Annotated in this window: 23 protein-coding genes; 10 read left to right on the top strand and 13 right to left on the bottom strand. The window is 73.0% G+C overall.

The annotated features are described in order from the left end of the window. Nucleotides 1–55: 55 nt before the first annotated feature. Nucleotides 56–1,723 carry a sugar ABC transporter ATP-binding protein gene (locus ACMT9T_RS08270; protein WP_414745089.1) on the bottom strand — a complete coding sequence of 556 codons (1,668 nt, stop codon included), beginning with the start codon at nucleotides 1,721–1,723 and terminating at the stop codon, nucleotides 56–58. A gap of 124 nt (nucleotides 1,724–1,847) precedes the next feature. Continuing rightward, nucleotides 1,848–2,870, bottom strand: a complete 1,023-nt coding sequence (locus ACMT9T_RS08265) for a LacI family DNA-binding transcriptional regulator (RefSeq protein ID WP_414745088.1) — start codon at nucleotides 2,868–2,870, stop codon at nucleotides 1,848–1,850. A 254-nt stretch (nucleotides 2,871–3,124) separates the two neighbouring features. Between ACMT9T_RS08265 and ACMT9T_RS08260 the strand changes: the two genes are divergently transcribed. After that, nucleotides 3,125–4,081, top strand: coding sequence for a manganese catalase family protein (locus ACMT9T_RS08260; protein WP_414745087.1), 957 nt, complete (start codon nucleotides 3,125–3,127; stop codon nucleotides 4,079–4,081). Between the two features lie 281 nt (nucleotides 4,082–4,362). Then, nucleotides 4,363–5,550, top strand: a complete 1,188-nt coding sequence (locus ACMT9T_RS08255; RefSeq protein ID WP_414745086.1) for a hypothetical protein — start codon at nucleotides 4,363–4,365, stop codon at nucleotides 5,548–5,550. Nucleotides 5,551–5,611: 61 nt separating this feature from the next. Here the strand turns inward: ACMT9T_RS08255 and ACMT9T_RS08250 are convergent, their stop codons facing one another. Continuing rightward, nucleotides 5,612–6,448 (bottom strand): alpha/beta hydrolase, encoded by an 837-nt coding sequence (locus tag ACMT9T_RS08250; RefSeq protein ID WP_414745085.1) that lies wholly within the window; start codon nucleotides 6,446–6,448, stop codon nucleotides 5,612–5,614. Nucleotides 6,449–6,656: 208 nt separating this feature from the next. Here ACMT9T_RS08250 and ACMT9T_RS08245 point away from each other — a divergent pair, with 208 nt between their 5' ends. Both ACMT9T_RS08245 and ACMT9T_RS08240 read left to right on the top strand, forming a co-directional pair. Further along, complete coding sequence (locus ACMT9T_RS08245) at nucleotides 6,657–9,095, top strand: phosphoketolase family protein (RefSeq protein ID WP_414745084.1); 2,439 nt, start codon at nucleotides 6,657–6,659, stop codon at nucleotides 9,093–9,095. Nucleotides 9,096–9,124: 29 nt separating this feature from the next. Then, entirely contained in the window at nucleotides 9,125–9,580 is a 456-nt protein-coding gene (locus ACMT9T_RS08240) for a nuclear transport factor 2 family protein (protein WP_414745083.1), read from the top strand. On the opposite strand, the gene ACMT9T_RS08235 is transcribed toward ACMT9T_RS08240, so the two are convergent. Continuing rightward, on the bottom strand, nucleotides 9,577–9,930 hold the full coding sequence (locus tag ACMT9T_RS08235) for a VOC family protein (RefSeq protein WP_414745082.1): 354 nt from the start codon (nucleotides 9,928–9,930) through the stop codon (nucleotides 9,577–9,579). The genes ACMT9T_RS08240 and ACMT9T_RS08235 overlap by 4 nt on opposite strands. A gap of 122 nt (nucleotides 9,931–10,052) precedes the next feature. On the opposite strand from ACMT9T_RS08235, the gene ACMT9T_RS08230 reads away from it, so the two are divergent. After that, complete coding sequence (locus tag ACMT9T_RS08230; protein ID WP_414745081.1) at nucleotides 10,053–10,715, top strand: pentapeptide repeat-containing protein; 663 nt, start codon at nucleotides 10,053–10,055, stop codon at nucleotides 10,713–10,715. A 5-nt stretch (nucleotides 10,716–10,720) separates the two neighbouring features. On the opposite strand, the gene ACMT9T_RS08225 is transcribed toward ACMT9T_RS08230, so the two are convergent. The 3 genes from ACMT9T_RS08225 to ACMT9T_RS08215 are packed head-to-tail and all read right to left on the bottom strand — an operon-like array spanning nucleotide 10,721 to nucleotide 12,599. Then, nucleotides 10,721–11,242: a GNAT family N-acetyltransferase gene (locus ACMT9T_RS08225; RefSeq protein WP_414745080.1), complete on the bottom strand. Its 522-nt coding sequence runs from the start codon at nucleotides 11,240–11,242 to the stop codon at nucleotides 10,721–10,723. Between the two features lie 32 nt (nucleotides 11,243–11,274). Beyond that, complete coding sequence (locus ACMT9T_RS08220) at nucleotides 11,275–12,069, bottom strand: alpha/beta hydrolase (protein WP_414745079.1); 795 nt, start codon at nucleotides 12,067–12,069, stop codon at nucleotides 11,275–11,277. Beyond that, nucleotides 12,069–12,599, bottom strand: coding sequence for a phenolic acid decarboxylase (locus tag ACMT9T_RS08215; RefSeq protein ID WP_414745078.1), 531 nt, complete (start codon nucleotides 12,597–12,599; stop codon nucleotides 12,069–12,071). The genes ACMT9T_RS08220 and ACMT9T_RS08215 overlap by 1 nt, the downstream gene beginning before the upstream one ends. Nucleotides 12,600–12,661: 62 nt before the next feature. Between ACMT9T_RS08215 and ACMT9T_RS08210 the strand changes: the two genes are divergently transcribed. Then, the gene (locus ACMT9T_RS08210) at nucleotides 12,662–13,222 is read left to right on the top strand and encodes a MarR family winged helix-turn-helix transcriptional regulator (RefSeq protein WP_414745077.1); all 561 of its coding nucleotides are present in this window, start codon (nucleotides 12,662–12,664) and stop codon (nucleotides 13,220–13,222) included. A 27-nt stretch (nucleotides 13,223–13,249) separates the two neighbouring features. On the opposite strand, the gene ACMT9T_RS08205 is transcribed toward ACMT9T_RS08210, so the two are convergent. Beyond that, nucleotides 13,250–13,849, bottom strand: a complete 600-nt coding sequence (locus ACMT9T_RS08205; protein ID WP_414745076.1) for a MarR family winged helix-turn-helix transcriptional regulator — start codon at nucleotides 13,847–13,849, stop codon at nucleotides 13,250–13,252. Beyond that, entirely contained in the window at nucleotides 13,846–15,603 is a 1,758-nt protein-coding gene (locus ACMT9T_RS08200) for an MDR family MFS transporter (RefSeq protein ID WP_414745075.1), read from the bottom strand. Before ACMT9T_RS08200 ends, ACMT9T_RS08205 begins: the two co-directional genes overlap by 4 nt. Before the next feature lie 166 nt (nucleotides 15,604–15,769). Between ACMT9T_RS08200 and ACMT9T_RS08195 the strand changes: the two genes are divergently transcribed. Beyond that, nucleotides 15,770–16,129: a VOC family protein gene (locus ACMT9T_RS08195; protein WP_414745074.1), complete on the top strand. Its 360-nt coding sequence runs from the start codon at nucleotides 15,770–15,772 to the stop codon at nucleotides 16,127–16,129. 148 nt (nucleotides 16,130–16,277) lie between these two features. Here the strand turns inward: ACMT9T_RS08195 and ACMT9T_RS08190 are convergent, their stop codons facing one another. From ACMT9T_RS08190 to ACMT9T_RS08180, 3 genes are read right to left on the bottom strand one after another with little or no spacing between them, the layout of a single operon-like run. After that, nucleotides 16,278–17,288, bottom strand: coding sequence for a hypothetical protein (locus ACMT9T_RS08190; protein ID WP_414745073.1), 1,011 nt, complete (start codon nucleotides 17,286–17,288; stop codon nucleotides 16,278–16,280). Nucleotides 17,289–17,327: 39 nt separating this feature from the next. Beyond that, nucleotides 17,328–17,633 carry a DUF1905 domain-containing protein gene (locus tag ACMT9T_RS08185; protein WP_414745072.1) on the bottom strand — a complete coding sequence of 102 codons (306 nt, stop codon included), beginning with the start codon at nucleotides 17,631–17,633 and terminating at the stop codon, nucleotides 17,328–17,330. 22 nt (nucleotides 17,634–17,655) lie between these two features. Beyond that, nucleotides 17,656–18,198, bottom strand: a complete 543-nt coding sequence (locus ACMT9T_RS08180; protein ID WP_414745071.1) for an adenylyl-sulfate kinase — start codon at nucleotides 18,196–18,198, stop codon at nucleotides 17,656–17,658. A 106-nt stretch (nucleotides 18,199–18,304) separates the two neighbouring features. Between ACMT9T_RS08180 and ACMT9T_RS08175 the strand changes: the two genes are divergently transcribed. From ACMT9T_RS08175 to ACMT9T_RS08165, 3 genes are all read left to right on the top strand, one after another. Next, complete coding sequence (locus tag ACMT9T_RS08175) at nucleotides 18,305–19,465, top strand: sensor histidine kinase (protein ID WP_414745070.1); 1,161 nt, start codon at nucleotides 18,305–18,307, stop codon at nucleotides 19,463–19,465. Further along, complete coding sequence (locus ACMT9T_RS08170; protein WP_414745069.1) at nucleotides 19,462–20,193, top strand: response regulator; 732 nt, start codon at nucleotides 19,462–19,464, stop codon at nucleotides 20,191–20,193. The genes ACMT9T_RS08175 and ACMT9T_RS08170 overlap by 4 nt, the downstream gene beginning before the upstream one ends. 63 nt (nucleotides 20,194–20,256) lie before the next feature. Continuing rightward, nucleotides 20,257–21,252 carry a DUF418 domain-containing protein gene (locus tag ACMT9T_RS08165; RefSeq protein WP_414745068.1) on the top strand — a complete coding sequence of 332 codons (996 nt, stop codon included), beginning with the start codon at nucleotides 20,257–20,259 and terminating at the stop codon, nucleotides 21,250–21,252. Between the two features lie 120 nt (nucleotides 21,253–21,372). Here ACMT9T_RS08165 and ACMT9T_RS08160 read toward each other — a convergent pair whose 3' ends face one another. Then, nucleotides 21,373–22,275: a hypothetical protein gene (locus ACMT9T_RS08160; protein ID WP_414745067.1), complete on the bottom strand. Its 903-nt coding sequence runs from the start codon at nucleotides 22,273–22,275 to the stop codon at nucleotides 21,373–21,375. Between the last annotated feature and the right edge of the window lie 73 nt (nucleotides 22,276–22,348).

Below are 22,348 nucleotides of genomic sequence, written 5' to 3'. Positions count from 1 at the left end.
GGATGTTACCGGTAACAGTCGCGGCGGCACAAGGATCGCGTCGACCAGAGGGCCGCTACGGCTGCGGCAGCTCCGGCTGCGGCAGCTCCGGCAGCGGCAGGTCCGGCAGCGGGAAGGCGGCCTCGTCGTCCTCGTCGGCGGGTGCTGCGATGAGCTCGACGATGGTGTCGACCGTGACGCCCGGGCCGTTGCTCAGCTCGCCGATCTTCTCCCGGTCCTTCAGCACCACGATCCGGTCGCTCACGCGCACCAGCTCGTCGAACGCGCTGGAGATGAACACGACGGCGACGCCCTCGAGCGCGAGCTGCGCGATGTGCGTCTGGATGTCGACCTTCGCCCGGATGTCGACGCCGCGCGTCGGCTCGTCGAGGATCAGCACGCGCGGCCGGATCGCGAGCCAGCGCGCGAGCAGCACCTTCTGCTGGTTGCCGCCGGAGAGCCGCCCCGCGGGCGTCGCGGGATCCACCGGCGTGATGCGGAAGTGCTCGATGTGCCGCTCCACGAGGTCCTCGCGCTCCGCCCGCGACAGCGGATGCGCCCAGCCGCGCAGCGCCTGCAGCGCGAGCACGATGTTCTCCCGCACGCTCAGCTCGCCGATGAGTCCCTCGGCGCCGCGGTCCTCCGCGGAGAGCGCGACGCGGTTCCGCAGCGCGTCGGCTGGCCGGTCGATCACCACGTCGCGTCCGCCGAGCGTCACCACGCCGCCGTCGGACCGGTCGGCGCCCGCGAGCAGGCGGGCGAGCTCGGTGCGGCCGGATCCGCGGAGCCCGGCGATGCCCACCACCTCGCCCGGGTGCAGCTCGAGGTCCACCGGGCGCAGCATCCCGCGGCGGCCGACGCCGGCGGCGCGGTAGAGCGGCGGCCCGACCGGATCCACCCGGTGCGCCCGCCGCTCCGACCCGATGCGCTTGAGGTGCGCCACGTCCCGGCCGATCATGCGCGCGACGAGCTCGGCGCGGTCGAGCTCGTGGGGCAGGTGGTCGCCCTCCTTCACGCCGCCGCGGAGGACGGTCATCCGGTCGCTGAGGGCCAGCACCTGCTCGAGGAAGTGGGAGACGAACAGGATCGCGACGCCCTGGTCGCGCAAGCCGCGGATCACCCGGAAGAGCCGCGCCACGTCGTCGGCGTCGAGGCTGGAGGTGGGCTCGTCGAGCACCAGCACGCGCGGCCGGTCGACCATGGCGCGGGCGATGGAGACGAGCTGGCGGCTCGCGGGGGAGAGGTCGGCGAGGCGGTCGCGGGGGTCCAGCTCCGCGAGGCCGAGCTCCGCGAGCATGGCGGCGGCGCGCGCGTGGGTGGCGCGCCAGGAGATGCCGAGGCGGCCGCGCACCTCGTGGCCGAGCATCACGTTCTCGCCGACGCTGAGGTTCTCGACCAGGTGCGACTCCTGGAACGCGGCCTGGATCCCGAGGGCGCGCGCGTCCGCCGGCCCGCCGAGCCGCACGGGCTCGCCGTCGACGAGGATCTCGCCCGCCTCGATGCGGTGCACGCCGAGCAGCGCCTTGATGAGCGTCGACTTGCCGGCGCCGTTCTCGCCGAGGAGCGCGTGCACCTCGCCGGGGTGCAGGTCGAGGTCCACGCCGTCGAGCGCGACGCCGTTCGGGAACGCGACGGTGATGCCCCGCATCCGCACGGTCGGGGCGGAGTCGGCGGCCGGGGCGCGCGCGGGAGCGGCGGTCGGGCCGGTCGGGCGGATCGTCGTCGATCCCCGTGCGTGACGCACCTGGTGCTCCTCGGGTTCCGGGCCGTGGCGGCCGCGAGCCGGGCGGTGCCCGACGTGCTCGACTGTAGCGGCCGGTGCGCGGCCCGGCGAGGGGCGGCGGCGCCGGATCCCCCGGGTGCGGGATTCAGTCGACGCGGCGGGCGGCGGCGCTCGAGGCGCGCACCACGAGCTCGGCAGGCAGGCGGCTCGCCTGCGGGATCTCGCGGCCCTCGATCGCCGCGATGAGCACGTCGACCACGAGCGAGCCGAGCGCGGGGAAGTCCTGCCGCACCGTGGTGAGCGGCGGGAGGAAGTGGCGCGAGACGGGCAGGTCGTCGAAGCCGACGACGCTGAGGTCGTGCGGAACGCGGATCCCGCGGTCGTGCAGCCCGTGGATGACGCCGAGCGCCATCTCGTCGTTCGCGACGAACACGGCCGTGTACTCGGGCACCGCCGTGAGCCCCTTCGCGAAGTCGTAGCCGAAGTCGCTCGACCAGTCGCCGATCACGATGGGCCGTTCGCGCATGCCCCACGCCCGGGTGCGCGCGTGGAAGGCGCGCTCGCGGGCGCGCGCGTCGAGCCAGTCGAGCGGGCCGGAGACGTGCAGCACGTCGCGGTGGCCGAGGCTCGCGAGGTGGTCGACCGCGAGGCGCGTGCCCGCGGACTGGTCGACCGAGACCGTGAGGAACGCCGGATCCTTCTCGGCCTTCACCACGAGCGTCGGCAGCCCGGTGGTGATGGTGCGGAGCACGGCGACCGACGACGAGCGCGGCGCCACCACGCACAGCGCGTCGATCCCCTGCCCGGTGAGGTGCCGCACGGCCTCCTCGGGCGTCGCGTCCTCGTCGTCGCGCAGCGCGAACGACGCGACCGAGTAGCCGCCGTCGCGCGCCGACCGCTCGATGGCCCGCAGGATGCTCGACGGCCCGAACTCCACGGCGCTCTCGATGAGCACGCCGATGCGGAGCGCCTGCTGCGTGACGAGCTGCCGGGCCGCGCTGTTTGGCCGGAAGTCGAGCTCGGCGACGACCTCGAGCACGCGCTGCCGGGTCGACTCCTTGACCTGCGGGTGCCCGTTGAGCACGCGCGACACGGTCATGTGCGAGACGCCCGCCCGCTCCGCGACCTCGCGGAGGCCGAGCCGCTCGCCGCCGCTCCTGACGCTCACCCGCACTCCATCCGGCATCGTCCGAGACGGCGACGGACGTCGCGCCCGCCGGGACGCGGGCTGGTCGGATCTCCCATGGCTGCGCACACCCTACCGGGGCGGATCCGCGCGAGCCCGGGCGCGACCCCGGCCGGCCCCCGCCGTATGCGATCGACCCTTCCCTGGCAACCCCCTCCGTGCTCCCGGACGCTCGTCGGCGTGCGGAGCAGGGTGGAGGAGCGGCGGTTTCGCTGCACGGAGAAATAGGAGCACCTATGTACTTCCACGCACAGACCTGGATCAACGAGATCGCCGACGGCGAGCCCGACCCCGCCGCCGCGAACGCGCTGCAGGAGGGCCTCGGCGGCCAGTTCGGCGAGATGCGCACGATGATGCAGTACCTCTTCCAGGCGATGAACTTCCGCGGGGCGTCGGCGAAGCCGTACCGCGACCTGATCCAGGGCGTCGGCACCGAGGAGATCAGCCACGTCGAGCTCATCGGCACCACCATCTCCCGCCTGCTCGACGGCTCGCCCGAGTACACCGGCAAGCTCACCGACCCGCTGGACACCCCGGGCAAGGGCGGCAAGACGCCCCTCAACATCGCGCTCGACACCAGCAACATCCACCACTACCTCGTGGGCGCCCAGGGCGCGCTGCCCGTCGACTCGGCCGGCAACCCGTGGAGCGGCAGCTACGTCTACAACTCGGGCAACCTCCCGCTCGACCTCCTCTACAACGTCATGCTCGAGTCGACCGGCCGCCTGCAGAAGTGCCGCATCTACGAGATGACCGACAACCCCGTCGCCCGCGCCACCATCGCGTACCTCATCGTCCGCGACCAGGCGCACGAGAACGCGTACGCGAAGGCGCTCGAGACGCTCGGCGTCGACTGGGGCAAGCTCCTGCCGATCCCGAAGACCAACGCCGAGCAGTTCCCCGAGGTGAAGAAGCTCGTGGACCTCGGCCTCCAGAGCAAGCAGTACAGCTTCGACCTCGACGGCAAGAGCGAGGCCGGCCGGATCTTCCAGGGCGCGTCGCCCTCGAACGACGGCACCGATCTCACCGCGACGGAGCAGGCGCCCGAGGGCTTCCCCTCCTTCATCGCGCCGGAGCGTCTCGAGGAGTTCGCGCCGGGTCTCGACAAGGACCTGCTGGCCCTCGTGCAGGAGACGGCGGAGCGCGAGCTCGCCGACATCGAGGCGTTCTACGGGCCGACCGCGAAGGCCTGATCCGCGTCACCCGCTCCACGCTGCGGCGCCGTCTCCTTGCTGGGGGCGGCGCCGTCGTCGTGCGCGGCCCATCCGCGCGTGACCCGGTCAGCACGCCATCCGCTCGGGCCATGCCGGTGATCCCTCCGAGGGACGCCGCCGCCCGACCGCCCTCCCTACGGTGAGGTGATGGGGATCCGGGCACGATGGCGAGCGGCATCGGCCCTCGCGGCGGTCGCGATCCTCGCCACCCTGCTGAGCGGGGGTGCTCGTGGCTCTACCCGTCGCCGCCCGAGGTCGCGGTGTCGTCCGTGGAGGCGCTGCGGGTGCGGCTCGCGGCGGTCGACGGGATCGCGGAGGTGACGACGGGACTGAGCCCGAGGGGCCCCGGGTTCGCCGTGGAGGGGTGGACCGCGCAGGTGCGCGCCACCGCCGGCACCTCCGATGCGACCGTCGCCGCGGACGTGCGGGACGCCCTGGGCGACGGGGTCACGCAGGCGGAGCTCGACCTGGCGCTCGAGCTCCCCGCGGGGGACGGGACGGCGTCCGTGACGCTCGACCCGCTGGATCCGACCGTCGTGGACCTCGGGGAGCGGTGGCGGCGGATCCCGGGTGTCGCGGCGGTGCGCCTCGGGGGCGGTGGACGCTCCGTCGAGCTCCGGGAAGGCGCGACGTTCGCGGCGGAGGCGGACCTCCTCCGGCCGGCCCTGGGCGCCAGCACGATGAGCGTCCAGCGCGGCACGACGAGCGTCGACGTCTCGGCCACCGCACCCGCTCCCGCCGTCCTCGGCCTGGTCGACCTCCTCGAGGCGCGGCCGGACATCTCGTACCTGCACGTCTCGCTCGGGTCGGCGCAGGAGCGCGGGACGATCGCGGCCGAGGCCGAGGATCCCGCCGGCGTGGCCGCGGTCATCGCCGCGACACCCGACGATCCGGCGGACGCGGGCGCCGCGCCGCGGACGGCCTTCGTCGTCCGAGCCCCCTACCCGTCGGGTCCCGAGGCCGCCGCGGCCGCCGACCGAGAGGGATGGCTCGGCCTCCCGCTCGGCTCACCCCCGCCCGGCGACCTCCCGGAGCTGCCCGCGCCCGCATCCCCGGCCGATCCGCCGTCGCCCGCGCCGCCTCCCGTCCTCGTGGACGTCGCCGACCAGGAGGCCGCGGTGCGCGCCTTCCTCGAGGCCGCCGCCGCGACCACCGGCGTGCCCGCCGAGGTGACCACGGATGCCACGACGTGCGCGGACGGCTCCGCGGCGACCCAGGCCACCGGCAGCGTGCTCATCCCGATCTTCACCGCGGTGGACGACCCGCAGGTCCCGTTCGACGCGATCACCCGGTCGTGGACGGACGCGGGGTTCCTGCCGACGGGTCGGGCGATGGGCCGCGACTACTGGACCGCAGGCGACGGGCGGGGCGACCAGGTCGCGTCGGCGAGCATCCGCGGCACCGCCGATGGCCTCAGCCTCTCGGCCGACTCGGTCTGCGTGCGCTGACCCCGGACGGCGCCGACGCGGACGGATGACCGCGTCGACGCCGCCGTGCGTCAGACGTGCGTCAGCCGCAGTAGCTCAGCGACGCGCTGATCGGCCCGGTGGCCGCGGGCGCCGGGCAGATGCGCGCGGCGGCCGACTCGTCGTCGTTCAGGTAGCGGTCGAGGAACGTCGTGACGGTCGAGCGGATGGTGTCGTTCGGGATCCGCTCGCCCGCGCCGTGACCGGCTCCCCGGAGCTCGAGGTACTGCCGCGGCGTGGACCCGGGGAGGGACCGGTACATGCGCTTGCCCATGAGGAACGGGAAGGCCACGTGGTCGGACTGGCCGGTGATGATGAGCGACGGCGTGGTGACCGCTCGGTAGTCGACGCGCACGTCGAACGGCATCAGGGCGATCACGGCCTTCAGCGTGTGCCGCGCCTCGGCCGCCGCCAGCACGCCGCCGCCGGCCATGGAGTAGCCGAGCTCCGCGACGCGGTCGGGGTCGACCTCGCCGGCCGCGGCGCTCGACCCGGTGAGGTAGTCGGAGGCCGCGAGCATCTCGTCGGCCCGGGCCTGCGGCGGATCCTGCGTGCCGTTCGTGTCGATGGTGAACACGACGAAGCCGGCGGCGGCGAGGTCGGTGCCGTACCAGCGCATGTCGGCCTGGGTGTCGCTGTAGCCGGGGGTGACGATGACGGCGCCGAGCTTCGTGCCGGCGGGCACCTTCGGGGCGAAGATCGTGCCGCCGCCGAAGCCGGAGACGTCGTTGCGTGGGACGGTGATCTCGTCCACCCCGCCGGCGTCGTCCGCGTGGGCGGTGACGGGTCCGGCCAGCGCCGCGGCGCAGGCGAACGCCAGGACGAAGGCGCTGGTGAGGGCGGTGGAGCGGGTGCGGCGTCGGGGGAGCAGGGGGGTCACGGTGCCTCCGGGCATCTCGGTCGTCCGCGCGGTCCATCCCGGTCGGATCGTGGAGACCGTAGGGGGTCACGGGCGGCGCGCGGGCCGGTCCTCCTCAGCGACCACGCGGTGCCCGGGGCTGGGGAGAATCGCCGCCCGCCCCTGCGAGCCTCCTGATCGGATCCGGTCCACCCGGGTCAGCCGCGGAGCCCCCGCCGTAGGCTGACTCATGGCCTCCGACACCGCACCCCGAGACCCCGCAGCGCCCCTCTACCTCGACGTCGTCGACGGCTGGTGGCGCGCCGCCAACTACCTCTCCGTCGGGCAGATCTACCTGCTGGACGACCCGCTGCTCGAGCGCCCGCTCACGCGCGACGACATCAAGCCGCGCCTCCTCGGGCACTGGGGCACGACGCCGCTGCTGAACTTCGTCTACGCGCACCTCAACCGGGTCATCATCGAGCGCGACCTCGACATGATCTACATCGCCGGCCCCGGCCACGGCGGCCCCGGCATGGTCGCGAACGCCTACCTCGACGGCACCTACTCGGAGCTGTTCTCGGCGGCGACGCCCGACCGCGACGGGATGCGGCACCTCTTCCGCCAGTTCTCGTTCCCGGGCGGCGTCCCGTCGCACGCGGCGCCGGAGACGCCCGGATCCATCAACGAGGGCGGCGAGCTCGGCTACTCGCTCGTGCACGCGTACGGCGCGGCGCTCGACAACCCCGACCTGGTCGTCTCGTGCGTCATCGGCGACGGCGAGGCGGAGACCGCGACCCTCGCCTCCAGCTGGCACCTGAACAAGTTCCTCAACCCCGAGTCGGACGGCGCCGTGCTGCCGATCCTCAACCTCAACGGCTGGAAGATCGCGAACCCGACCGTGCTCGCGCGCATCCCCGAGGAGGAGCTGCTCGCCCTGTTCACGGGCTACGGCTACTCGCCGCGGATCGTCTCGGGCGGCTTCGACGGCGAGGACCACTTCGCCGTGCACGAGCGGTTCGCGCTCGCGCTGGCCGACGCGCTCGACGAGATCAGCCGGATCCAGCTGGCCGCTCGCACCGGCGGCAGCGAGGAGCGCCCGGCCTGGCCCATGCTGATCCTCCGCACGCCGAAGGGCTGGACGGGACCGCGCGAGGTCGACGGCAAGCAGGTCGAGGGCACGTGGCGCGCGCACCAGGTGCCGCTCTCCGGCGTCCGCGACGACGACGACCACCTCCGTCAGCTGCAGGAGTGGCTCGAGAGCTACCGCCCGCACGAGCTGTTCGACCGCGACGGCCGGCCGACGCCCGCGCTCCAGCCGAACCGGCCCGAGGGCGCCCGGCGGATGAGCGCCAACCCGAACGCGAACGGCGGCCTCCTGCGCCGCGACCTGACGCTGCCGCCGCTCGAGGTGAACGCGGTCGACCTCAGCGACGGCCGCGGCGTCATCGCCGAGCCGACGCGCGTGCTCGGCGGCTGGCTGCGCGACGTGATCGCCCGCAACCCGCTCGACTTCCGGATCTTCGGCCCCGACGAGACCGCCAGCAACCGCCTCGACGACGTCTACGAGGTGACGGCCAAGGCCTGGCAGGGCGAGGTGACGCCGGTCGACGAGCACCTGGCGCACGAGGGCCGGGTCATCGAGATCCTCAACGAGAACCTCACGCAGGGGCTGCTCGAGGCGTACCTGCTCACCGGCCGGCACGGGCTCTTCACGTCGTACGAGGCGTTCATCCACGTGGTCGACTCGATGTTCAACCAGTACGCGAAGTGGCTCGAGTCGAGCTCGAAGGTGGAGTGGCGGCGCCCGGTCGCGTCGTTCACGTACCTCCTCTCCTCGCACGTGTGGCGGCAGGACCACAACGGCTTCTCGCACCAGGACCCCGGCTTCCTCGACCACGTCGTGAACAAGCGGGCCGAGATCGTGCGCGTGTACCTGCCGTTCGACGCGAACTCGCTGCTCGTGACCATGGACCACTGCCTCCGCGGCACCGACCTCATCAACGTGGTCATCGCGGGCAAGCAGCCGACCGCGAGCCTGCTGTCGCTCGAGGAGGCGCGGGCGCACGGGGCGCGCGGCGTGGGCGTGTGGGAGTGGGCGGGCACCGAGGTGCCGGGTCTCGAGCCCGACGTGGTCGTCGCGTGCGCGGGCGACATCCCCACCGTCGAGGCGATGGCGGCGGTGCAGATCCTCAAGGAGGAGATCCCGCAGCTGCGCGTGCGCTTCATCAACGTGGTCGACCTGATGCGGCTGCAGGACGCGACGCAGCACCCGCACGGCCTCGACGACGGATCCTTCGACGCGCTCTTCACGCGCGACAAGCCCGTGGTCTTCGCGTTCCACGGCTACCCGTCGCTGATCCACCGCCTCACCTACAAGCGCAACGGGCACGAGAACTTCCACGTGCGCGGCTTCGTCGAGCAGGGCGGCACGACCACCCCGTTCGACATGCTGATGCTCAACGACCTCGACCGGTTCCGGCTCGTCATGGACGTGATCCGCCGCGTGCCGCACCTCGAGACCACCTACGCGGCACTGTCGCAGCGGATGGACGACGAGCGGATCGCGCACCGGGTGCACACGCGCCAGTTCGGCGAGGACATGGCCGACGTGTCGGGCGCGGAGGGGCTGCCGTTCGCGGACCCGAACCGGCAGACGGCGATCGACACGGGCGACGACAACGCGTAGGGGCTCGCGGACGTGATGAGGACGGCACCATGATCCACGCGCGCATCGTCGAGGCCCGTGTCCGCTCGGTGTTCGACCGGTTGAACGCCGGCGACCACATGCAGATGGTCGACGGGCTGGGGGAGCGCTTCACCTACCTATTCCACGGCGACCACGCGCTCGGCGGTCGGCGGACGTCGCGCGATGCGATGATCCGCTGGTGGGAGCGGGTGCACCGGCTGCTGCCGGGAGCGCGGTTCACCATCCACGAGGTCATCGTCCGCGGTGGCCCCTGGCGCACGCGCGTCGCGGTGCGCGCCGGCATCCAGGGCCCGCTCCCGAACGGCGAGGTCTACCGCAACACCCTCTTCCAGTTCATGACCGTGAGGTGGGGCAAGGTCACCGACGTGGAGACGGTCGAGGACCTCCAGGTGCTCACGCGTGCGCTCGCCGTGGTCGCGGCCAGCGGCAAGGCCGAGGCGGCGGCGGCCCCGATCGTGGACTAGTCGGCTCCGGGCCCGTGGTCGAACAGACCGATGGCGTTGCCCTCGCTGTCGCGCACGTAGGCCCAGCGGTCGGTGTCGTTGAGCATCTGGATGCCGCCCATCGCGGATCCGCCGTGCGCCTCGACCTGCGCGACCGTCTCCTCGATGGAGTCGACCGTGACGACGATGGTGGGGTGCGGCACGTCCGCGCGCCGGTGGAGGTCGCCGTTGATCCCGTCGTCCGAGCCGGTGAGGATCATGCCCGCGTCCTCCCCCCACGGCTCGTAGCGGAAGCCGAAGACGGCGGAGTAGAACGCGCTCGCGCGCGCCATGTCGTCGGCGGGGATCTCGAAGTGCTCGACAGCGGCCATGCGCCATGATCCTGCGAGTGGGGAAATCGCGTCAAGGGGCAGACGCGGGGGTCTCCCGTACCGTGGTGAGGACCGCCGGCCGACGGCGACCGCACCCGCACCGACCCGCCCGGAGGCTCCGCATGGCCGCATCGACCCGCATCCTCCCGCCCCGGATCAGCGACCCGCGGCTCGACGGCCTCGCCGACGGCGACCCGTCCGACCTCGACGCGCACGCGTCCTTCGAGCGGCTGCGCTTCGCCGACGCCGACCTCTCGGACGCCGACCTCGTCGACATCGGGTTCGAGGAGTGCGCGCTGGAGCGGATCCGCCTGCACGAGGCCGACCTCACGGCCGCGAGCCTCGTCGACGTGCTCGCGTCCCGCCTCGACGCGCCCGTGCTGAAGGCGCCCCGGATCCGGGTGCGCGACGTGCGTCTCGAGGGCTCGCGGGTCGGATCCGCCGAGCTCTACGACGCGTCCCTCTCCTCCATGCACATCGTCGACTGCCGCCTCGGGTTCGTGAACCTGCGCGGCTCGAAGATCACCGACCTGCTCATCACCGACTGCGCCATCGAGGAGCTGGACCTCCGCGGCACGTCCGGCATGCGCGTCGCCTTCGCGCGCACCACCATCGGCACGCTCGACCTGGCCGACTCGAGCCTCACGCACCTGGATCTCCGCGGCGCCGAGATCCACGACCTCGACACCCCCGACGGCCTCCGCGGCGCCGTGCTCGACTCGAATCAGCTCATGGCGCTCGGCCCGGTCTTCGCGCGGCACTTCCGCGTGCGCGTCGAGGACTGAGGCGATCAGCCGGCCGGCGGGACCCGCAGCTTGAAGCCCACGTGCGAGCGCGCGTAGCCGAGCCGCTCGTAGAAGCGGTGCGCGTCGACGCGGGCGGCGTCGCTCGTCAGCTGGACGAGGGACGCGTCGAGGGCGGGCGCGGCGGCGTCCGCGACCCAGCGCATCATCGCGCCGCCGATGCCGGAGGAGCGCATGTCGCTCCGCACGCGGACGGCTTCGACCTGGAGGCGGGAGCTGCCGCGGCGGGCCATGCCGGGGATCAGGGTGAGCTGGAGCGTGCCGACGAGGGCGCCGACCGCGTCTGTGGAGACGAGCAGGTCGTTGGCGGGATCGGCGAGGATCCGCACGAGCGCGTCGCGGTAGAGGCCCGTGTCGGCCGGATCCGCGCGGTCGCCGCGCGAGGCGCTCACGGGATCGTCCGCGAGCAGGGCCGTCAACGGATCGAGGTCGGCGGACGTCGCGCGGCGGAGGACCACGCCATCGACGCGCGCCGGAAGCGGGACGGGGAGGACGAGGGGTGCGAGCACGCCCCCATCCTCCCCGCCGCGCGCCGGTCGGGCTAGGCCGACGCGGAGCCGGACGCGCGCGCCACGTGCGCGAGCAGCCGCTCGATCAGCATCCGGCGGAGGTCCACCGACGACCAGCCGTGATCCGCGCCCTCCACGGCCGTGAAGGTCGCGCCCGGAAGGAGCTCGCCGTACCTGGCGCCGTAGGCGACCGGCACGACCTCGTCGGCCGTGCCGTGCAGCACCTCGGCGGGGCCGGCGTACGCCGCGACCGGCCCGTAGACGTCCACGCCCGCGAGCACCTCGTCCGGGAACCCGAGGCCGAGGCCCATGCCGGCGACGTCGACGACGCCGCGATCCCGGGCCGCCGCCAGCGGCACGCTCATCACGCGGTCGTTCGCCGTGATGTCGTCGACGACCACGCCGGCCGGCGACCACAGGGTGAGGCTCGCCACGAGCTCCGGCGCGCGGGCCGCGGCCAGCGCCGACTCGACGCCGCCGAGGCTGTGGGCGACCACGTGGACGGGCCCGTCCGCTTCCCGCGCGAGGGTGCGGATCATCGCGGACACCTGGTCGACCTCGTCGAGCAGGCGCACGTCGGCGAAGTCGCCGTCGCTCACGCCGTGCCCGAGCCGGTCGTACGCGCGCGCCGCCGTGCCCGAGGCGGCCAGGGCCCGGGCGACGGCGACCCACAGGCCGTGGCCGCCGGTGCCCGAGTCGCTGAACCCGTGCACGAGGAGCGCGGCGGGTGCGCCGGGGCGCACGGTCCCGTGCTCCCAGCCGCGGATGGTGCGCCCGCCGTGGTCGAGCGCGAGCGGGGCGACGCGCGGCGCCGGGGCCGCGCCCATCAGTTGCGGCGGTCGGCGAACCCGGCCGGGAGGTCGGCGGGGGCGGTATCGACGACGGTCTCGTCGTCGGCGCCCACGAACTCGTACAGGGTGATGTGCGCGAACTCCGGCACGACGTAGATGGGGTACGTGGGGCCCTCGTCGCGGTAGGCGCGCATCTGGTCGAGGTGGTCGTTCTGGAAGAGCACGGTCTTGGATCCGTCCTCCTCCACCCAGCGCGGGAAGAAGATCGTGCCGTGCAGCACGCGGGCCGCCGGGACGATGTTCACGACGACGCTCGTGCCGGTGGGCTCGTTCCACGAGACCTTGAAGACGCCCTCGGCCAGGGCGACCAGGTCGACCGTCTGGTCCTTGACCCAGCGGCCGCCGACCATGCCCGAGTGGATGCGGTAGTCGATGGTCGTGGCGTTCTTCACGTACATTTCGTACTGCCAGCCGTTGGCGTACGTGTAGATGAGGCGGTGTCCGACGAGGGGGCTGAGGTCCTGAGCGGGCACGGGGTGCTCGACGCTCGTGGTGATCGTTGTCATGCGGAGAGCCTGACACCGATATGCGTTTGTCACAAGCGCAGTTTCCTGGGTATCCTCGGTGCATGCCCGCCGACGCGTCCGACCAGGAGCTGCGGGCCGTCGCCCGGCGCCTGGGCTCGGAGCTCGGGCCGTTCCGCCGCCGCCTGATGAACGCGTCGCGGAGCGCGGCCGACCTGCCCGACCTCCCCGATGCGCAGGTCGAGGTCCTCCGCCGGCTCGAGTCCATCGGCTGGGCCACGCCCACGGGTCTCGGCCGCTCGCTCGGACTCGCGCGCTCCACCGTCAGCAACCTCGTCCTCGCCATGGAGCGCGACGGGCTCGTCGACCGGCGCCTCGTGGAGGGCGACGGCCGCAGCAGCGAGGTGGGGCTCACCGATCGGGCGCGGGACCTGCTCCGCACCTTCGACCGCTCGGCCGAGGGCGTGCTCGTGGGCGCCCTCCGCCGACTCACGGCGGCCGAGCGCCACGACATCGCCCGCGCGCTGCCGGCGTTGGAGGCCCTGCACGCGGCGATCGGCGGCACGCCGGGGCTTGCAGCAGCGCCCGTCGCATCCGCTCCTCCCGCGGACGCGACGACGCGCCGCCGGTCGGGGATCTCGTCCCCGTCCGACGGCGCGTCGTGATCGTCTGAGCGGTCGCCCCGCTCGGCCTCAGGCCGCGTGCACGGGTGCGCGCGGCGCCTCGGAGGCGGCGGCGCCCGTGGGATCCGCCTCGCAGCCGGCCGCACCCGTCGCGGGCCCGGCATCGGTCTCCGCCGCCACGTTGAGCCGCGCGAGGTAGCCGGCGAACGCCTCGAGGTCGGCGCGCTCCCACCGGCCGAGCACGCGGACGAGGCGGCTGCCCTGCGCGTCGTCGGCGTCGATCCCGTCGCGGCCCGCGGCCGTGAGCGCGACGACGCGCACCCGGCCGTCCTGCGCGTCGGTCCGCACCTCCACCAGCCCCAGCTCCTGGAGCTGGCGGAGCTGGCGGCTGACGACGCTGCGGTCCACCCCGAGCTGGTCGGCGACGGCGCTCGCGTGGGCGCTGCCGCAGCGGCGGATCACGCGGAGCATCTTGTAGCCGATGGGCGGGAGCTCCGGGTGGATCGCCGCGGCGGCCTCCCGGGTCGTCGCCCGGATCCTGGCGGCGAGGGCGGTCATCTGCTCCTCCACCTCGGCGATGCCCGCGGCGACGCCGTCGGCGATCCCGGGGGCGACACCGGCAGGGTCACCCGCGGCGTCGCCCCCGGTGGAGCGGTCGTCGTCCGTCATCGGCGGGAGTCGACCCCGGCGTCCTCGGCCTCGGGGAGGCGGATGGATCCGGTCGGGTTCGCCTCGCCGGCGGGCGTGAGGGCGACGGCCCCGGCCGAGGCGCCGATGAGCGCGTCCTCGGCGTCGGTGCGGTGCACCTCGCGCGCGTCGGCCGTGGCGGCCTTGTCGCTCTTCAGCTGCACGGCGTTCTTGCTGCCGAGCTGCGCGTTGGGCAGGAAGATCACGGCCACGAGCGACACGATCGCGAGCGGCACGCTGTAGAGGAACACGTCGCCGATGCCCACGCCGTAGGCGCTCTCGACCACGGTGCGCACCGCGGGGGTGAGCGAGTTGACCTGCGGGATCACGCCGGAGCCGAGCGCCTGCGCGGCGACGGCCTGGTCGGCGGGGGCCAGCTTCATGATCCCCGCGGTGATCTCCGACGCGATGATCGTGCCGAGGATCGAGCCCAGCACCGAGACGCCGACGGTGCCGCCGAGGCTGCGGAAGAACGTGACCGCGCTGGTGGCGACGCCGAGGTTCTTGACCTCGATGGCGTTCTGCACGACGAGGACGAGGTTCTGCATGAGCATTCCGAGGCCCGCGCCGAGCACGAACATGTAGATCCCGACGAGCACGAAGTCGGTGTCGTAGCGGAGCGTGGACAGCAGGCCCGTGCCGGCGACGATGAGGACGGCGCCCGAGATCATGATCGTCTTCCACTTGCCGTGACGGCTGATCAGGCTGCCGAACACGGTCGAGGAGATGAGCAGTCCGGCCATGAGCGGGATCGTGAGCAGGCCCGACTGGGTGGGCGTGGCGCCGCGCGACAGCTGCATGTACTGCGCGAGGAACACCGAGGTGCCGAACAGCGAGATGCCGACCGCGAGGCTCGCGACGACCGAGAGCGTGAAGGTGCGGTTGCGGAACATGGTGAGCGGGATGATCGGCTCGGCGACCTTGAGCTCGGTGATCACCGCGGCGATCAGCAGCACGACCGCGCCGCCCGCCATGAGGTACGAGGTGCCCGAGGCCCACTCGAACTGCTTGCCGGCCTGCGAGACCCAGATGAGCAGGAGCGAGACGCCGCTCGCGATGAAGACGGCACCGAGGTAGTCGACGTGCACCTTGCGCTTCGGGTGCGCGGGCAGGTGGAGGGTGACCTGCAGCAGGATGATCGCGATGATGGCGATCGGCAGCGCGATGAAGAAGTTCCAGCGCCAGCCGAACGCGTCGGTCACGACGCCGCCGAGGAGCGGGCCGCCGACGGTGCCGACGGCCATGACGGCGCCGAAGAGGCCGGCGTAGCGACCGCGGTCACGCGGGCTGATGATGTCGGCCATGATGATCTGGCTCAGCGCCGCGAGGCCGCCGGCGCCGAGGCCCTGGAGCACGCGGAAGGCGATGAGCGTCTCGGTGTTCTGCGAGAAGCCGGCGAGCGCGGATCCCAGCACGAACGTGCCGAGGGCGAGCTGGATGAGCAGCTTGCGATTGAAGAGGTCGGCGAACTTGCCCCAGAGCGGCGTGCTCACGGTGGTCGCGAGCAGCGTCGCGGTGACGACCCAGGTGTAGCCGGACTGGTCGCCCTTGAGGTCGCTGATGATGATCGGCAGCGAGGTGGAGACGACGGTGCCGGCGAGGATCGAGACGAACATGCCGAGCAGGAGGCCCGAGAGGGACTCGAGGACCTGGCGCTTCGACATGGATCCGTCGGCGGAGACGGTGCGGCGGGGGGCCTTGGCCGGAGCGGCGGCGGCCGGGGGGTGCTGGGACATATTCCTCCGGATAGTTGACTACCCGCAACCATATGTCGGTGGTGGACTGTTGTCAACCATCTCGCTCCCGAGGATCCGCTCCACCCGGCCGAGGTCGCGCCGTCGCGGGAGTAGACCGGAGGGGAGAGCCGGTCGACCGACCGGCCTCGAGACGAGGAGGAACCCCATGGTCGATTCGGTGGCGACGGTCTGGCTGCCCGTGCAGGACATGACGCGCGCGGTGGCGTTCTACCGCGACACGCTCGGTCTCACGGTGACGAGCGAGGACGCGGACTGGAGCGAGATCGACGCGGACGGCCTGATGATCGGGCTGAACGCGCGCGAGGAGGCGGGCGGCTCGAAGGGCGGCGGAGCGGTCATCTCGTTCACGCCCGAGGGATCCATCGAGGACGAGCTGGAGCGGATCAAGTCCCGCGGCGCCGAGATCACGGGCGAGATCAGCGACCACGACTGGGGCCGGATCCTGCCGTTCCAGGACAGCGAGGGCAACGACCTGCAGCTGTACACGCCGCCCGTCGGCGGCTGACCCGTCCGGGCCGGCCCTGGCGCCGCGTAAGCCTCGCCAAGGCCGGGCCGCCAACGGTCTTACCCGCCGTGACCACAGGTGGCCACTTGGGTCGCCGAGCTTATCCGCGACATTCGTCTATACGGGGGCTCTCCAGGCCAAGGATTTGCTATCGGAGCGGGTAATCAACATCTTCGACTTCAAAGTCCAGGTCTGACCGCGTGATGACGGCCTTTAGCCCAAACCGAGCCGCACGCCTATCATTAACTTGGTTACCAGGTCCTAATCCGGCGCCTGTCAGCATGGCAGTCGGCTTGTGGTTGGCATCGTTTGCGTCGCAATCGGCAACGAGTTCCACATACGGAGTAAGTCCATATCGACCGTCCCGAATGTGCACTGCCGGATCCGTTATCTCGAGCTCGACAACGTACCGGGCTTCGTTTTCATCCTTGAAAGACTCATGTTTCATGAAGCACGCACCCTCCGCATAGGCATCTCGTGCCATCGACAAGGGCGTCGGCTGCAATGATGCGAAGTCCACTTCTGCGTCGGCCGACCCCTTAAACATCTCCAGGACATTGTAAATGCGGTGAATGGTGATGTCGGCGAGGTGGGTCTGGTCACGTTGCGAGTAGCGCACTCGCCGCCAATGGAATAGTTGTTCACGGGCCGCTAAATCGCTCACCTCGCTCCTGTTCGTGTGCTTTATTTGCGACTCCTCGGCGACTCGTCTGGGGCGAAGGAACGGCGCCGCGTCTAGGTGCAGGACGTATGATCCGTACAGCTGGAATTGAGATAGGCTATTTTTCTCGGTGGACGCACAGCAGACGTAGTAGTTGCCGACACTTACCGTTGTCTGGGCGATATAGAGCAAGAACTCGCTCATGGCATCTTGCCATCCGTTGAAGGCGGGGTCGTCTTTGACCTGCTCCCAACGAGAAGCTATGAAGGCTGCGCCGTGGCTAAATTCTCCCGTGTCATTGAGCATGGCGACCGAAGTGGCTCTAAGGGAATTGCTGCTGAGGATGCCTAGCGCGCCCATGGCGCTTGTGTAGTGGTATAAAGCTTCGAGTGGCTCTTTTTCCCAGATCTCAATAGTATTGAAGTTGAACGAAGCGTCTGGCGATGGGTCATAAGGTAAATACGGCGCGGAAGGTGTGGTCTGTCCATCTTCAGGCATATGTTGCTCCTCTTTGAAAAGGTGGTGTGCGCGTGAGTCTCACGGGAGGGGCTCGAGGTCGACGTGCACGTCGTCGCCGACCTCGAGCCCGTGGGCGTCGCGGATCGCGCGCTTGACGGGCAGCACCCACGTGCCGTCGCCCTGCGGGAAGACGGACGTGCGCCAGGTCGTCGTGCCGACGCGGACGCGCACCGGCACGGATCCGAACCCGCGGCGGCCGGCCTCGCCGAGCTCCCGCAGCATCGGGGTGAGCTCGACCGGCAGCGACACGAAGGTCCAGAGCTCGCGCCGCGCCTCCCACGCCCAAAGCGGCGCGGTGAAGTCGAGGGGGAGGTCGTCGGTCACCCTTCGACCCTAGGGCCCGGGCTCACCAGCCGGCGCGGTCGGCGACGAGCGCCGCGACCTCGGCGGGGGTGCGGGACGCGGTGTCGACGGACAGGCCGGCGAGACCGGCCGCGTCGATGATCCCGGCCAGCTCCGGCGCGCGGGCGCGGTGCCACGCGAGCGCGGCGGCGTCGTCCGCGTGGCGGGCGTCGAGGCGGGACAGGACGGCGGCCGGATCCGCGGAGAGCCGCACGAGGAGCGGCGCGCGGGAGCCGAGCGCCTCGGCGTAGCGCGGCAGGTCGGCCGCCCGTTCGATCACGGCCGCCACGAGCACCACCCGCGCGCCCGCCTCGCGGTAGTTGCGGGACAGGTCGCGGAGGTTGCGGAGCTCGACCTCCTGCTGGAACGGGTCGTCGGCCGGTGCCGGATGGAGGAGGCGCACGGCGTCCGCGTCGACCAGCGCGTGCGGGACCCCGCGCGCGGCGAGGAGCGCGCCGAGCGCGTGCAGCGTCGTCGTCTTGCCGGCGCCGACCGTGCCGGTGAGGATCACGGCGTCGGCGGACGGGCGGGCGGCGACGGGATCCATGCCCCCACGCTAGGGAGCGCCGGGCGGGACGGCCGAGCGCCGCGCCCACCCGCCCGCCGCCGACCCCCCGCCGCCGGCCGGCCGAGGCGGGTGCGACACTGGTCGCATGCCGAGCACACGGGGGAGCGGCGGCCGTGCGCGCCCCGGCCGTGCCCGCCTCTCGCCCACCGACCTCGCCGGCGTCGCCGTGCTGGCCGCGCTCGCGCTGTTCGACCTCCTGGTGTCGACGCCCGGATGGGCGGCCGCCTACGCCGCCGTCGCCGTGCTCGCGGTCCTCGCCCACCGGCACCGGCTCCCCGCGTGGATCCCCGCGGCCGCGTCCCTGCTCCTCACCGCGACGATGGCGGTCGCGCATCCGCTCGGCGTCGGCTCGTTCGGGCTGGGGGAGCTCGCGGGGCTCCTCATCCTGCTCATCACGGTCGTGCGTGAGGCGGTGGGCCGGTCCCGCGTGGTCGCCGCGGCGGCCGTCGCGCTGGCGGTGCTCGCGCTGCCGGTCCGGGTGCTCAGCCCGGACTCGCCCGTCTACGTGATCGTCCTCGCGCTCGTGGTGGTCGGCGGCGTCGCGGTCGGCGGATCCCTGCGCGCCGGCGACCACGCGGCCCGCGAGCGCGTGGAGGTCGCGCGGCGCGGGGAGCGCGAGGCCATCGCGCGCGAGCTGCACGACGTGGTCGCGCACCACGTGACCGGCATCGTCGTGGTCGCGCAGGCGGCGCGCGCGGTGCCCCTCGACCCGACGGGCGCGGCCCGCATGCTCGCGGAGATCGAGGGCGCGGGGGAGCGGGCGCTCGAGGCGATGCAGCAGCTCGTGGGGGTGCTGCGCACGGACGCCGCCGGATCCGCCCCGGTCGCCCCCGTCGCGACCCTCGCCGACCTCCCCGCGCTGGTCGCGCGCTTCGAGGACGCCGCCCCCGCCGTGGTCGAGGCGCGGCTGCCCGCGCTCGACGACCCCGCCGCGCGCGCGGTGCCGGACGAGGTGCAGGCGAGCGTCTACCGGATCGTGCAGGAGGGCCTGACGAACGTGCGCAAGCACGCGCCGGACGCCCGGTCCGTGCGCGTGGCCGTGGTGCTCGACGGCGGCCGGATCCACGTGGAGGTCCGCGACGACGGCGGGCGCGGATCCGACCCCGCACCCCGCGCGCCCGGCTCGGGCGGCTTCGGCATCGTGGGCATGGAGGAGCGCGCCCGCGCGCTCGGCGGCACCCTCGACGCCGGGCCCGACGGCGACGGCTGGGCCGTGCGCGCCGACCTCCCGGCGGGCCGCGCATGACGATCCGGGTGGTGATCGCCGACGACCAGGCGATGGTGCGCGCGGGCTTCCGCATGATCCTCGACGCGCAGGACGGCATCGAGGTCGTCGCGGAGGCGGCCGACGGCGTGGAGGCGCTCGAGGCGGTGCGCCGGCTGCGACCCGACGTCGCGCTCCTCGATATCCGCATGCCGCGCATGAGCGGGCTCGACGTCGCCCGCGCGCTCGCGGCCGACCCCGTGCAGGTCGTGGTCGTGACCACCTTCGACCTCGACGAGTACGTGCATGCGGCCCTGCGCCACGGCGCCGCGGGCTTCCTGCTGAAGACCGCCGGGCCGGCCCTCCTGGTGGAGGCGGTGCGCGCCGCGGCCGACGGCGGGTCGCTCATCAGCCCGTCGATCACCGTGCGGCTCCTCGCCGAGCTCGCGGCCTCGGGCGGCGCGGGGACGACGCGCCGGGATGCGGCCCGCCAGGCGGCGGAGCGGCTCACGGCACGCGAGCTCGACGTCTCGCGGCTCGTCGCGCGCGGGGCGACCAACGCGGAGATCGCGCAGGAGCTGTTCCTGTCGCTCGGCACCGTGAAGGCGCACCTCGCGGGGATCCAGGCGCGGCTGGAGGCCCGCAACCGCGTGGAGATCGCCGCGTGGATGTGGGAGCACGGGCTCATGGACGCGGCGGGGCCGGCGGGCGCTGCGGGCGCTGCGGGCGCGGATCCCGCGCGCCCCGCGGATCCGGCCGATCGGCCGTGATCGCCCGCTGACCGCGGCCGAACGGCCGATGCCCGGCGCACGCCGCCCCGCGATCGTGGGGACATGACCGCGAACCCCGCCCCTCCGCCCGCCCGCATCGACGCCCTCGACGTGATCCGGGGGGTCGCGCTCTGCGGCATCCTCCTCGTGAACATCGGCCCCGTCACGCACTTCTCCTACGAGGTTCCCCACCCGCCCGCGAACCTCGGCGACGCGAGCGGCTGGCTCCAGCTCCTGGTGCAGCAGCGCTTCTTCCCGATCTTCTCGCTGCTCTTCGGCATCGGCTTCTCGCTCTTCCTCGCCTCCGCCGCGCGCCGGCACCCGCGTCCGCGCCTGCTCCTCGCGCGCCGGCTGCTCGTGCTGCTGCCGCTCGGAGCCCTGCACCAGCTCCTGCACCCGGGGGAGGCGCTCCTGCTCTACGCGATCTGCGGCCTCGCGATCCTGCTGCCCGCCTCGTTCCTGCCCCGCTGGGCGGTCGCCGCGCTCGCCGCGGTGCTGATCGGCGTCGCGCTCGTCGTCGCGGGCGGCGGCATCACGCTGATCCCCGGCGTCTTCCTCCTCGGATCCGCCCTGGTGCGGTACGGGGTCGTCGCGCGGTTCCCGACGGCCGTCCGCGGACCCGCCGTGCTCCTCGCCCTCTTCGCCCTCGCGAGCGCGGCCGCCCTCGTCTGGCAGCTGCAGGACATCACGGGATCCGGCTTCACCACGTCGTCCGCCGTCGCCGGGCTGTGCCTCGCCGGGGTCTACGTGACCGGGCTGCTCCTCGCCCTCCGCACGCCGGCCGCCCCGCTGCTGCACGCCGTGTTCTCGCCGCTCGGCCGCATGGCGCTGACGGGGTACGTGCTCGCGACGCCCGTCATGGTCGGGCTCGGGCTGCTGCTCGACCTCCCGCACAGCCGCTCGTGGGGACTCCTGCTCGGCGCGGGCGTCGGGATCCTCGTGGTGCAGGCGATCCTCAGCGCGCTCTGGCTCCGCCGCTTCCGGCAGGGCCCGCTCGAGTGGCTCTGGCGCTCGGCGACGTGGGGGAGCTGGCAGCCGCTGCGGCGCGCCGTCGCCTAGCTAGCGGCCGCGGCGCAGCTTGCGGAGGTTCGTGACGGCGAGGTACTCGAACCCCAGGCCGCCGATCACCAGGATGGCCGCCTGGACCCAGGCGGGCACCCAGCCGTAGCGCCCGCCGGCTCAGCTGCCGCCCGTGACGAGGTCGCCCTCGAGGCCGTGCGCGGAGGCCGCGACGAGCTCGAAGGAGGCCTCGCCGGCGCGGATCGTCACGATCGACATGCCGACCCAGCGCGGGTGCGGCTCCGCGGTGGTGGACGAGATGGCGTGGCGGAGGATCCGGAGCCGGTCGATCGAGAGCGTGGCGGTGCGGCGGCGGAGGACGGCGTCGCGGCGGGTGAGGATCAGCAGCTCGCGGGGCGTGCACGCGGCGACGGCGCCGGCCAGGCTCATGGGGCGCAGGCGGCGCAGCAGGCCGGCGGCGCCCGTGGCCGTCGACACGAGCGGCGTGCGCGGCCGCGACGAGAGGTAGCGCAGCTGCGGATCCCGGGCGGCGAGGTCGAAGTACGCCGACGCGATGCCGGCCTCATCCGCCCCGAGGTCGACGCGCGGCGCGACGCGCTCGGCGCGCGCGGGTGGTCCGTCGGGGATCCCGCCGGCCGCGCCCGCGAGCCCGACCAGCAGCTCGGTCAGCTCGACCACCACGTCCGCCGACGCCCCGTTGAACGGGATCCGGACCTCGGAGCCATCGGCCGCGTGCACCGTGAGCAGGCCGTCGAGCAGGTCGACGCGGTCACGCACGGCCACCAGGTCGGCGAACGGGATGCGCCGGACCCCGTACCCGGATCCGTCGCGCGACAGCACCTCCAGCTCGCGGTCGCCCACCACGAGGAGGTGCTCGTACAGGTCCATGCTCGGATCCGTGTCGCGGCGCGGGATGTCGCGCGGCACCTTGAGCACCAGGCGGGCCGCGAACGGGTCGACGCCGTGCGGGCGGAAGAGCCGGGGCACCTCGTCGATCGTGCGGACCGTGTCGATCCACGGACCGAAGGCGTCGTGCTCGGCGGTCCTGGCGGGTGGTGTCACCCCGCGAACGTATACCGCGCGTCGGCGCCCGGGACAGGGGGGAGCGCCCCCTCTCCGGGGCGATCGCCCGTGT

It is taken from the genome of Clavibacter vidaverae (assembly GCF_047529985.1).
In the GTDB taxonomy this organism is placed as follows: Bacteria; Actinomycetota; Actinomycetes; order Actinomycetales; family Microbacteriaceae; genus Clavibacter; species Clavibacter nebraskensis_A.
This window is presented reverse-complemented; position numbering and strand designations above follow the sequence as displayed.